General features: G+C 41.0%; 11 protein-coding genes. All 11 read left to right on the top strand.

Annotation, left to right across the window (positions count from 1 at the left end):
• Window positions 1-114: 114 nt before the first annotated feature.
• The 11 genes from AAA970_RS20715 to AAA970_RS20765 all read left to right on the top strand — a co-directional run bounded on the left by AAA970_RS20715 (window position 115) and on the right by AAA970_RS20765 (window position 12,814).
• On the top strand, window positions 115-315 hold the full coding sequence (locus tag AAA970_RS20715; RefSeq protein WP_338238795.1) for a hypothetical protein: 201 nt from the start codon (window positions 115-117) through the stop codon (window positions 313-315).
• Between the two features lies 1 nt (window position 316).
• A complete protein-coding gene (locus AAA970_RS20720; protein WP_338238796.1) occupies window positions 317-799 on the top strand; it encodes a hypothetical protein in 483 nt (160 codons plus the stop codon).
• A gap of 168 nt (window positions 800-967) precedes the next feature.
• Window positions 968-2,656, top strand: a complete 1,689-nt coding sequence (locus AAA970_RS20725; protein WP_338238797.1) for an AAA family ATPase — start codon at window positions 968-970, stop codon at window positions 2,654-2,656.
• A 118-nt stretch (window positions 2,657-2,774) separates the two neighbouring features.
• A complete protein-coding gene (locus tag AAA970_RS20730) occupies window positions 2,775-4,865 on the top strand; it encodes an RHS repeat domain-containing protein (protein ID WP_338238798.1) in 2,091 nt (696 codons plus the stop codon).
• A gap of 2 nt (window positions 4,866-4,867) precedes the next feature.
• Window positions 4,868-5,305: a hypothetical protein gene (locus AAA970_RS20735; protein WP_338238799.1), complete on the top strand. Its 438-nt coding sequence runs from the start codon at window positions 4,868-4,870 to the stop codon at window positions 5,303-5,305.
• 158 nt (window positions 5,306-5,463) lie between these two features.
• Window positions 5,464-5,574, top strand: coding sequence for an AAA family ATPase (locus tag AAA970_RS27845; protein WP_420916738.1), 111 nt, complete (start codon window positions 5,464-5,466; stop codon window positions 5,572-5,574).
• A 220-nt stretch (window positions 5,575-5,794) separates the two neighbouring features.
• The gene (locus tag AAA970_RS20745; protein ID WP_338238801.1) at window positions 5,795-6,649 is read left to right on the top strand and encodes an RHS repeat-associated core domain-containing protein; all 855 of its coding nucleotides are present in this window, start codon (window positions 5,795-5,797) and stop codon (window positions 6,647-6,649) included.
• A 267-nt stretch (window positions 6,650-6,916) separates the two neighbouring features.
• Entirely contained in the window at window positions 6,917-8,044 is a 1,128-nt protein-coding gene (locus AAA970_RS20750) for a transposase (RefSeq protein ID WP_338236619.1), read from the top strand.
• 437 nt (window positions 8,045-8,481) lie between these two features.
• Complete coding sequence (locus tag AAA970_RS20755) at window positions 8,482-10,167, top strand: AAA family ATPase (RefSeq protein WP_338238802.1); 1,686 nt, start codon at window positions 8,482-8,484, stop codon at window positions 10,165-10,167.
• Between the two features lie 297 nt (window positions 10,168-10,464).
• Window positions 10,465-10,977, top strand: a complete 513-nt coding sequence (locus AAA970_RS20760; RefSeq protein WP_338238803.1) for a PD-(D/E)XK nuclease domain-containing protein — start codon at window positions 10,465-10,467, stop codon at window positions 10,975-10,977.
• A gap of 151 nt (window positions 10,978-11,128) precedes the next feature.
• On the top strand, window positions 11,129-12,814 hold the full coding sequence (locus AAA970_RS20765) for an AAA family ATPase (protein WP_338238804.1): 1,686 nt from the start codon (window positions 11,129-11,131) through the stop codon (window positions 12,812-12,814).
• Window positions 12,815-12,956: the final 142 nt, after the last annotated feature.

Raw genomic sequence — 12,956 nt, forward strand, 5'->3', positions numbered from 1 at the left:
TGTAAGGTCGTAGTGCGGCGACTACGACCTAGTCTACAAGGTTTTAATTTAGTATGTGGTCTTAGTGATGCTCGCACGGCTCGCTGTAACACTAAAACCAGGGGAGGTTTAATTATGAACATTTCAAATGTTTTAAAATTATCGGTAATTTCTCATACACATTCACATCCAAGAGGTTCTGGCCCATCCCCTGCCGATAAGAAATTTGCTGAGACCTTTACAAAATATGAATCTCTCCAAGGAGTTAGCCTTTTTATATATCAAGTTCCATACAAAAATACAATAGAATATAACAAAGATGGTGTTAAAAATTAGTTTGTTAGTATTTTTATTCAATATTTTTCAAAATAATATAAATGAAATTAAAGGTAATGCTATTAATTCCATACAATTGAGTTTGGAGCAAATTCCTGAATCATTTAATTCAAATAAGCAATGTGTTTTAGCTATATCATTAGATGAAAATACATTTGGGGTTGCATATTTAGATAAGGCAACGGCTTATGATATCATTTCATATTTACAAGGTGATAATACTATTTATGGCTGTTATAGATCAGAATTTGACTTGTTTATTGTAGGAGGATGGAAAGGCTGGGATATCTATAAAGTCAACAATGTAATCAGTTTGGATTATTTTGAAAAAATAATCTTTCCAAGTATTGATATAAATGATTCTTCTTTTGTGATTTTTGACAGGGTTTATGAAGATATTTTATGCTATGTTTTTAAGGTGAAGTCCAAAAAAAAGGTCATTCTTATAAATAATGATTGGCTTGAGAGTTTAATAATCAAGTAATTCATAAACAACACTGAAGGTTATTAGCCCCCTCCGTTCAAAACGTCACGCTTCGAATAAATCCAACAAAAAAATTCAAAACATCCAAAATGGTGATCCACAACAGCGGGTCACCATTTTTTTATCCCTTGGGGAAAAATGCTTAACTTGCATTAAATCAAGGAAAGCATGAAAGACTTAGCCATCGGAGTATCAGATTTTCGGGAAATTATTACTGCAAATGCATATTATGTAGATAAAACCCTCTTCATCGAAGAGTTACTGCGTAAGAATAAAACCAAAGCGGTTTTATTGCCACGTCCACGCCGTTTCGGAAAGACCCTGAACATGAGCATGCTGAGCTATTTTTTCGATATTGATCATGCAGAGGAGTACCGACCTTTATTTTCCGGCTTGGCGATTGAACAATCGGAGGAATGGCAGCATCAGGGGAAGTATCCGGTGATTTTTCTGACGTTTAAGGATTTGAAGATGCCCACTTTTGAGCAGGCCATTACTAAGTTGCTCAAAGAGTTTCGAAGAGATGTTAGCAGAAAATACAGCTACTTATTTACTTCCAATCAGTTAGATGATTTAGATAAGGAATACCTGCTTAACTTCCGAAAGGGAGAGGTGGATATTTTTGACCTGGAAGATTATTTAAGGGAAGTGAGTAAGATGTTAGGGAAACACCACGGCATTGCCCCCATCCTGCTGATCGATGAATACGACGCCCCTATTCATGCCGCTTACGAACATGGCTACCTATCAGAAATGGTGGGCTTTATGCGTAATTTCCTTTCGGCTGGCTTTAAAGATAAAGATCTTATCACTAAAGGAGTAATCACGGGTATATTGCGTGTGGCGAAGGAGGATATCTTTTCCGGATTGAATAATCTGGCGACCTACACGGTGCTCAATTATCCATTTTCGGATAAGTTTGGTCTGACGCAACCGGAGGTTGATCAGCTTTTGGAAGATGCCGGTTGTGCAGAGGATCGACAAAAAATTGCCGAATGGTACAACGGCTACACCTTCGGGCAAGTGGAAAAAATCTACAATCCATGGTCGATTCTGAACTACGTATCTAACCAAAAAGAAGGACTAAAAACACACTGGGTCAACACCTCCTCCGACGGGCTGATCAAGGAAATTTTACCGAAAGTTAACGCCAAAGCACAAGAACTGCTCTTCGATCTGACCGAAGGCAAAAGCGTCAAAGCCACCATTGCGGATCATACCATCTTTCAGGATTTGGAACAGGCAGAAGCAGAAACGGTATTGGGTTTATTGCTCTTTAGTGGTTACCTGACTGCCAGCCATTTGCCGCACAGTGGAGAGACTTTAGAATATAACATTCGCATTCCCAATGCCGAGGTGCAAACGGCTTATAAGCGATTGTTGAAACGTTATTTGAATGCCTCGGAGCAGGTCAGTAATAACGAACTATTGGATGCATTGCTTGAGCAACAACCCAAGACTTTTGCGGATGCATTAAAACGCTATATGCTCCATTCCTTCAGCTTTTTTGATATTGGTAAGAAGGGCTTTTTACCGGAAAAAATTTACCATGCCTTTATGCTCGGCACCATGGCGCATTTGAGTCAGTACTACCATGTGAAGTCGAACCGTGAATCGGGCTATGGTCGTGCTGATCTGATCATCTATCCCAAAGACCAGCGTAATCCCAAAGGATGGATATTAGAGTTTAAGAAAAAGAACCTTGACGTTGAAGAGAGTTTGGAGGAGCTGGCGCAATCCGCACTTGATCAAATTCATGCGCAGCAGTATGTGGCAGAACTAAACGGTCATGGAAAAACCGAAATCATGTGCATGGGGATTGCTTTTGATGGGAAGGAAGTGGCTTGTGCTTTTTAGACTTTTTAAAAATCTCTTTATGAGGAGAACGGTCTCGAACAAATTCAACAAACAGTAATTAGGGCTACCCAAAAATTTAGAGACACAATAATAGGTCACCAATTTAGTATTTGACCCTTTGCAAATATTAGACTATGTTTACACCATAGATGGTCGCCTGAAGGCGATCAATAACCCTCATTTTGTAGAGGACAAAAAAGAGTTTGCCATGCAGCTGGACTATTATCATAATGATGCCAAAGGAACGGAGTTCGTCTTTACCAAAGGGGTGGAGAGTCATTATGATGGTCAGATTGCCGCTTCCCTGTGGAGAAATGGGGAGGAACAGGACTGTGAGGGCTGTGACCTGCCCTATGAAATTGATTTGGAAATGAACGAAGCTCCGGAAGAGGGCGGGGAGTTTGTCGCCATGAATTCCATTACGCTCGGGGAAGGTTTTCATTTTAAGGCCGAGGAAGGGAAAACATTTTCGGCCAGGATTTATCAGAATGGCAAGTCAAAAACTCAGGCGGTAATACCGGCACTTACCAGTGGTTATCGATATGCTTATGATGAGCAGGGACAATTGAAAGAGGCTACTTTCGGCTATGTCAAACAGGATTATTTCCTTGATCAGGGCAATGACTGGAAAGTAACAGATCTGGATTATGATGAAAATATGAATATCCAACAACTGAGCCGCTATGATGAAAAAGGGAATATGCTTTCCGATACCATTAAAACCAAGGGGCAATCGGATTTCATCTATAAACATCGACTGGTTTATGAGTACGATGAAGAGCACCCGAACCAATTGGTGAAAGTATTGGCGGATGGCAAAACCTATGCGGAATATGAGTATGATGCCATTGGACAGCTGACCCAAATGAATAATGGGGGACGGGTAACCAAATTATCCTACAATACCGCCGGTCTGGTCACCGAGATAAAGGATGGAGCGGATCATGTGCTTTTCCGATACTATTACAATACACTGGGGCATAGAAGCAAAAAGGTGAGTTATCATCCGAATATGCGCAATGAGGAAGAGGAAGCCAATGTAACTTACTATACCCGTGATGCCAGTGGGAAGGTATTGGCCATATATGCGAAAAACAACCTACTCTCCGAAGCGGCATTGTTTGCAGATAAAGCCACTGCAGCCCTAGAATTAGTGGAAATTCCGCTTTATGGCGCCAACCGCCTGGGTACCCAATATGTGGAAACGCTGGCCGATGGATCCATTTTACGCGACAACCAGTATGAGCTCAAAGATCATTTGGGTAATGTGCGCTCCGTGGTGAAACGAAGCAATAATGACAAAGGCCTGATTGCCCTCGGCTATTCCGACTATTACCCCTTCGGACTCCGCCAAAACCGCTATATCAACGCCAATTACCGCTACGGCTACCAGGGCGACTTCGCTGAGGACGAAACCGAAGAAAGTGGCTATAATGTCTTCGAAGCACGCCTGTACGATCCGGTGATTGGCCGATGGATTTCCGTGGATCCGGCAAGGCAGTTTGCGAGTGGTTATGTGGGGATGGGGAATAATCCGGTAAATGGGGTGGATCCGGATGGGAGAGACTGGTACTGGTTTGATGATGGTAAAATGGTAGCTCATTTAAGAACAGATGATGATTTTGATATTAAGGTTTCAAAATTTAGTGAAGTAAATTACGGCGCTTTCGGAAAAGAGCCCGCTTTTATTGCAGTTTCAACGCATCCAAAGCATTTGCCTTTGGCTTCAGGGAGAGCAGATTTTGCCCCAGGTGTGCAATTTGCCTTAGGAGCCCCATTTTCGGGTTTGGCGAGAAAAGGAATTGGGCTCTTACTAACAAAAGAAACGGCAATAACCTTATCCGCAGATTTTGCCTGTCAAATGATATTTTCGGGTGGAGACGCTTATGAAGCAATGATGAATATTAATTTGGCTTCTGCAATACCGGGATCTTATCAGTCTAAATTAGGAAAACTGGGTTATGGTTGGATTATTGGGTCTTTTGTTACCGTTTCGGGAAATAGTATGCTGGATTCTGACACTGAAATCATACAATTTAATGCAAACTCATTTACAAAACTTGCTGTAGGTGGCGCATTTACCCTGATACCTGCAAATTTAAAACCCACCAATATTGGTAAAATAGAAGAAACGGTATTTGACGGCGGGAGCTCAATTGTAAATGGCTTAATCAATGGGGTAATTGATAATGAAATTAAATCAGAGTGATAATGAATAAGGGAAAGATATTCTTAATATTATTCTTCACATATATATTTTATAATATTTTCAATGTATTTTATGTGATAAACAATTATCCAATTTCCGAGACTGCTGGAGTTACTTATATTTTTCATAACAGAAAATTAGGAGTTATGTACAGAGTAAATGGAAGCTACTATTCCACTGGGATTCCTGCAAAAAAATTTGAAATTGGCGAGCATGTAAGAATTGTATATTCAGAAAAATGTCCAACTATTGCTTTTATTCTAAGAGACAATAAATTAGATATTTCAAAGTTGAGACCCGTGGACTATTTTAAATCCTACTTTTTCTATGATAAAGTGGTGTTTATATCAAAAACGTTGAAACATAAATCAAATAGTAATTCAAAAGGGATTCCAATATATAATAAGGAACTAAATATTGAACAACCCTCCGATCCTTAGGGCTTATGCGCTAACTCCATAGGTTAGTAAAATTACTGCGCGGTAATTACCCCTCTAACAAAAAAATTCAAACCCTGAAAATGGTGATCCACAACAGCGGGTCACCATTTTTTTATCCCTTGGGGAAAAATGCTTAAATTGCCGTATAAAGCATGAGTATGAAAAGACTTCCCATCGGCCAGTCCGATTTCCGACAAATCCGCAAGGAGGATGGCTACTACATCGACAAATCGCTCTTCATCGAAGAGCTGATGCATAATCATGCGTAGCAGTATGTGGAAGAATTAAATGACCTAGGCATAACCGAAATCATGTGCATGGAGATTACCTTTTACGGGAAAGAAGTGGCTTGTGCGTTTTAAGGAACCTGAGACTTAAGTAGTAATCTTTCTCTCATCCCATTTTTAATTTTGGCTAACTAATTAAGTTCAATAAGCACGTATATTGAAGAACTATTAAGTGTTTGTCGGATAATATTTTTTGTCAAAATTGAGCAATAAGGCTGTTTTTCCAGTAAATCAAACCCTTTGCGATTCCCCCTTCGGTCTCCGCCAAAACCGCTATATCAACGCCAATTACCGCTATGGCTACCAGGGCGACTTCGCTGATGACGAAACCGAAGAAAGCGGTTACAACGTCTTCGAAGCACGCCTGTACGATCCGGTGATTGGCCGATGGATTTCCGTGGATCCGGCAAGGCAGTATGCGAGTGGTTATGTGGGGATGGGGAATAATCCGGTGAATGGGGTGGATCCGGATGGGAATGAATGGTATAGAAATTTGACGACAAATGAAGAAAAGTGGTTTCTTGGAGTTTCCGGTGAAATTAAAGGTTGGGAGTCTTTAGGTTTCATTTCGGGGCTTGGCTATGATTTTGATGCAATAGGTTTGGAAGAAATTGTAATCACTCCCACTAAACTCGAAGTATTAGAAGATCAAAAAAGTGCAATGATAGATGCAGTTCATTCAGGTCAATCAGAATTTTTAGATCATGGCGCGACTAAAATGACGGCCGGATTTGCAATAACTCTAATTTCCGGACCAGCTTGTTGGGTTGGTTATGGAATTCATTTTGCGAAAAATACCATAACCAATCAAGGTGATTGGAAAAAAGGATTTGATGGAATTGATTATTTTGATTTGGCGTTAAATAAGGTGCCAGGAAGTTCGGTTTATGCGAATTTTGCTAAGAATACTGTAGGTCAATTTGTTGATCTTACTGGAAAAGATGGGTTGGCCTTTAAAAATCCAACAGAAAAAGGTCTCTATGGTGCGGTGGCTCAAACAGGTATTGATGGTCTAAAATTGAAGTACGGAACAGATTTTTTCAAAGCATGGTTTTAAAGGAAAAAATATCGAATGCCCTTTATTTATTAGTGGCAATATTGTTATGGTTGTTTTCATATTATTATCATGAATCTGAAAAGAAAAAATATGAAAATCATGAATTTAGATGTGCTGAAGCTATTTTATTAAACAATTCATATTATAAACATTACTTAGTAACTTATAAATATAAGGTGAATGGTCATACAGCTAGACATTTTTGCCTAAAAACGTAAAAAGCGAATCAACAATAGTAACTTTGGGTTCCCACACCAACAAAGATCTATGTTCAATTCGCTTCACAGCAAACTTACGCAAGAATTTCCAAAATGGGGTAAAGCTTGCTGGAAAAATGTACTCGCCCTAAGTTTAGGCATCATCCGAAAAGGAACCGTTTGTCTTAATAAAGTGAAAGATTCCATCGGTAGCATTTTAGATAATCAGCGTACTTCCGCCTCTGGCCATTACAAACGCTTAACCCGCATATTTACGGAATATTCTGACACCAATTTATGGAGTGATCTATTGCAATTATCCGCCATGCATATGCACAAAGGTGGGGATTTTTTGATGGTCGATGGCACCAGCTGGACGCAAGGGGATCGTACTTTTCATTTCATGACCTTGGCCATTTTGTATAATGGAGTAGCGGTGCCGATCTATTTCATGAATCTGGAAAAGAAGGGCATCAGTAATCAGGAAGAAAGAATTCAGTTGCTTGAAGAGGCGTCAAAGTTATTCAATCTTGAAGGTAAAATTCTCTTGGCTGATCGTGAATATGCAGGACAGAAATTCATCAAATACCTTGAAGATAACGGCTTTAAATATGTGCTTCGGGTAAAAGAATGCAACTTTAAGACTCAGTGGAATGAAAAATCTATGACGAAAGCGCAAATGATTTCAAAAGTCACCAATAGTAAGGTGAAAGGTAAAACGATGTCCGCTAAAATGAAGTTTGAAGCTGGAGACAATTGCCGGATGGTCATCAAGAAAAGTGAAGATGCGGAAAAGGAACCTGTGATTTTCCTTTTGACAAACCTGTCTAAAAACGCATATAAAGTGGCTGAGGACTATCGGAAGCGATGGCAAATTGAGACATGTTTCAGACATTTGAAGACCAATGGTTTTGACCTTGAAAAAATGAATGTTCAGGGAGCAGATAGATGCCGGTTAATGATGGCTATTGTCGTTTTTGCATATTCGGTATCCATAGCTCATGGATTAAAAAAGTACAAAAATGTTCGTCTGAAAACTTATGCCAATGGTAAAAGGTACAGATCCATTTCCGTTTTTCGAAAAGGAGTCGAATGCATCGCAGAAGCTGGTTACAGAATAGAAAATTGGGGCGAGTATATCCTGAATCACTTCTTGAGTCATGATCGGAAAATTTGCCCCAAATCAATAAATGTCTAGTTGTATGGGGAAATATCAGAAATTGATATAAATGTATTGTCAGAGAAATTAAAATATTCGAGACGAAAATTTGAAAGGATCCCTATTCCCCGAAGTTATCTTTATTGGGGGCAATTAATATTTTTGAATAAGAATGGAAAAGTGTTATACTTAAACTATGCAGGTGTTTTAAATAGAGATTTTTATTATAAAATTGGTAATAAAAATTATACCAAAGGAGTTGGGAAAAGCCCAGATTTTCGACGGAAATTCGATTTTAGAGATATAATTGAATATTAAATTATTCTTGTTGTTAGTCTCCCCTCTGTTCGAAGCGTCTCGCTTCGAACAAATCCAACAAAAAAATTCAAACATCCAAAATGGTGATCCACAACAGCGGGTCACCATTTTTTTATCCCTTAGGGAAAAATGCTTAAATTGCCGTATAAAGCATTAGCATGAAAAGACTTCCTATCGGCCAGTCCGATTTCCGCCAAATCCGCAACGAAGATGCCTACTACATCGACAAATCGCTCTTCATCGAAGAGCTGATGCATAATCATGCGCAGACTTTGTTGTTGCCGCGTCCACGCCGTTTCGGGAAGACGCTGAACATGAGTATGCTAAGCTATTTTTTCGATATCGATCATGCAGAGGAATATCGTGGATTGTTTTCCGGCCTGGCCATTGAGCAGTCTGAGGAATGGCAGCATCAGGGGAAGTATCCGGTGATTTTTTTGACCTTTAAGGATTTGAAGCATGAGACTTTTGCTGATTTCATCATCAAGTTTCAAAAAATGCTTCAGGAATATACGGAAGAGCGTTTCGGATACCTTTTGGATAATGATCATTTTTTGAGAAGTGAAAAGCGCTATTTAGATCGCATTGTGGAGAATGAAGCGGATCATTCGGATTTGGAAGAATATCTCCGCAGAATGCCTAAAGTACTCAAAAAACAGCATGGCATCGCCCCCATCCTCCTGATTGATGAATACGACGCGCCCATTCATGCGGCTCACGAACATGGCTATTTGTCGGAAATGGTGAGTTTTATGCGGAATTTCCTTTCTGCTGGTTTTAAAGACAAAGATCTCATCACCAAGGGAGTGATCACCGGCATTTTGCGTGTGGCCAAGGAAGATATATTTTCGGGATTGAATAATCTGGCGACCTACACGGTGCTTAATTATCCATTTTCGGATAAGTTCGGTCTAACGCAATCGGAGGTTGATCAGCTTTTGGAAGATGCCGGTTGTGCAGAGGATCGACAAAAAATTGCCGAATGGTACAACGGCTACACCTTCGGGCAGGTGGAAAAGATTTACAATCCATGGTCGATCCTGAATTACGTATCCAACCAAAAGGAGGGACTAAAAGCACATTGGGTCAACACCTCCTCTGACGGATTAATCAAGGAAATTTTACCGAAAGTCAACGCCAAAGCCCAGGAACTGCTTTTTGATCTGACCGAGGGGAAAAGCGTCAAGGCTACCATTGCGGATCATACCATCTTTCAGGATTTGGAACAGGCCGAGGCGGAGACGGTATTGGGCTTATTGCTTTTTAGCGGTTATCTTACCGCCAGCCATTTACCGCATAGTGGTGAGACCCTGGAATATAACATTCGCATCCCCAATTCGGAAGTGCAGACGGCTTATAAGCGGTTGTTGAAACGTTATTTGAATGCCTCGGAGACCGTAGGGCAAAATGAGTTGCTGACTGCCTTGTTGGAACAAAGGCAACAAACTTTTGCGAATGCCTTAAGTGAATATTTGAAAACATCTTTTAGCTTTTTTGATATCGGAAAGCGTCGATCCGTTCCTGAAAAAATCTACCATGCTTTTATGCTCGGATTGCTAGCACATCTCAGTAGGGAATATCATATTCGATCCAACCGGGAGTCAGGTTATGGTCGTGCAGACCTGATTATTTATCCCAAAGACCGCGATAATCCAAAAGGTTGGGTATTGGAGTTTAAGCAGAAAGATGCGGACGATAAAGGTACTTTAGAAGAATTGGCGCAGGAGGCATTAGCACAGATTCACGAAAAAGAATATCTCAAAGAGATCCATGCTCATGGCCATATGAAGGTGATGTGTATGGGCATTGCTTTTGATGGAAAAGAAGTAGCTTGTGCGTTTTAGACTTTCTGAAAATCCCTGTTTAAACGGGAAGCTTTGAATATCTATTGATCGTTAGTCTTTTCACATCAAAACTGGAAGTTTAGTAATAATGCTGTGCCGCGAAACAACTGAGTTCACGAATACTCCCATTTGGTTTTAGCAATACCCGTGTTTCCCCTTAGTTCGAAGTCTTACCCTACGAACAAATTTAAATATACAGCATCACAGAATACTCTAAAATGGCAATCCACAACAGCGGGTCACCATTTTTTTTTCCCTTGGGGAAAAATCCTTAACCTGCCATATAAAGTAAGAAGCATGAAAAGACTTCCCATCGGCCAGTCCGATTTCCGACAAATACGCAAGGAGGATGCCTCGGAGACCGTTGGGCAGAATGAATTGCTGACTTCCCTGCTTGAACAAAGACAACAGACTTTTGCTAATGCCTTAAGTGAATATTTGAAAACTTCCTTTAGCTTTTTTGATATCGGAAAGCGCCGATCCGTTCCTGAAAAAATCTACCATGCTTTTATGCTCGGATTGCTAGCACACCTCAGCCGGGAATATCATATTCGATCGAACCGGGAGTCCGGCTATGGTCGTGCAGACCTGATTATCTATCCAAAAGACCGTGATAACCCCAAAGGTTGGGTCCTGGAATTTAAGCAGAAAGATGCTGACGATAAGGGTACTCTGGAAGAATTGGCGCAGGAAGCTTTAGCACAGATTCACGAAAAAGAATACCTTAACGAGATTCATGCTCATGGCCATACGGAGGTGATGTGCTTGGGCATTGCCTTTGACGGGAAGGAAGTGGCTTGTGCGTTTTAGACTTTCTGAAAATCTCCGTTTGAAACGGGAAGCTTCGAACAAATCCAACAAAAATAAATTCAAACCCTCAAAATGGTGATCAACAACAGCGGGTCACCATCTTTTCATCCCTTGGGGAAAAATGCTTAAATTGCCATATAAAGCAAGAAGCATGAAAAGACTTCCCATCGGCCAATCCGATTTCCGCCAAATCCGCAACGAAGATGCCTACTACATCGACAAATCGCTCTTCATCGAAGAGCTGATGCATAATCATGCGCAGACTTTGTTGTTGCCCCGCCCACGCCGTTTCGGGAAAACGCTGAACATGAGTATGCTGAGCTATTTTTTCGATATTGACCATGCGGAGGAGTACCGGCCTTTGTTTTCCGGCCTGGCCATTGAGCAGTCAGAGGAATGGCAACATCAGGGGAAGTATCCGGTGATTTTTTTGACGTTTAAGGACTTGAAGATGGCCACTTTTGAGCAGGCCATTTCAAAGCTGCTCAAAGAGTTTCGAAGAGATGTTAGCAGAAAATACAGCTATTTATTTACTTCCAATCAGCTGGATGATTTAGATAAGGAATACCTGATGAACTTCCGAAAGGGAGAGGTGGATATTTTTGACCTGGAAGATTATTTAAGGGAGGTGAGCAAGATGTTAGGAAAACACCACGGCATTGCACCTATCCTGCTGATAGATGAATACGACGCCCCTATCCATGCCGCTTACGAACATGGCTATTTATCGGAAATGGTGGGTTTCATGCGGAATTTCCTTTCAGCGGGTTTCAAGGACAAGGATCTCATCACCAAGGGAGTGATCACGGGTATTTTGCGTGTGGCAAAAGAAGATATCTTTTCCGGATTGAATAATCTGGCGACCTACACGGTGCTTAATTATCCATTTTCGGATAAGTTCGGTCTGACGCAACCGGAGGTAGATCAGCTTTTGGAAGATGCCGGCTGTGCAGAGGATCAACAAAAAATTGCCGAATGGTACAACGGCTACACCTTCGGGCAGGTGGAAAAGATATACAATCCATGGTCGATCCTGAACTACGTATCCAACCAAAAAGAAGGTCTAAAAGCACATTGGGTCAATACCTCCTCTGACGGATTAATCAAGGAAATTTTACCCAAAGTCAACGCCAAAGCCCAGGAACTGCTTTTTGATCTGACCGAGGGGAAAAGCGTCAAGGCTACCATTGCGGATCATACCATCTTTCAGGATTTGGAACAGGCCGAGGCGGAGACGGTGTTAGGCTTATTGCTTTTTAGCGGTTATCTTACCGCCAGCCATTTACCGCATAGTGGAGAGACCCTGGAATATAACATTCGCATCCCCAATGCGGAGGTGCAGACGGCTTATAAACGCTTATTGAAACGTTATTTGAATGCCTCGGAGACCGTTGGGCAGAATGAATTGCTGACTTCCCTGCTTGAACAAAGACAACAGACTTTTGCTAATGCCTTAAGTGAATATTTGAAAACTTCCTTTAGCTTTTTTGATATCGGAAAGCGCCGATCCGTTCCTGAAAAAATCTACCATGCTTTTATGCTCGGATTGCTAGCACACCTCAGCCGGGAATATCATATTCGATCGAACCGGGAGTCCGGCTATGGTCGTGCAGACCTGATTATCTATCCAAAAGACCGTGATAACCCCAAAGGTTGGGTCCTGGAATTTAAGCAGAAAGATGCTGACGATAAGGGTACTCTGGAAAAATTGGCGCAGGAAGCTTTAGCACAGATTCACGAAAAAGAATACCTTAACGAGATTCATGCTCATGGCCATACGGAGGTGATGTGCATGGGCATTGCCTTTGACGGGAAGGAAGTGGCTTGTGCGTTTTAGACTTTCTGAAAATCTCCGTTTGAAACGGGAAGCTTCGAACAAATCCAACAAAAATAAATTCAAACCCTCAAAATGGTGATCAACAACAGCGGGTCACCATCTTTTCATCCCTTGGGGAAAAATGCTTAAATTGCCATATAAA

Origin of the sequence: Persicobacter diffluens, from assembly GCF_036244895.1 — a bacterium.
In the GTDB taxonomy this organism is placed as follows: domain Bacteria; phylum Bacteroidota; class Bacteroidia; order Cytophagales; family Cyclobacteriaceae; genus Persicobacter; species Persicobacter diffluens.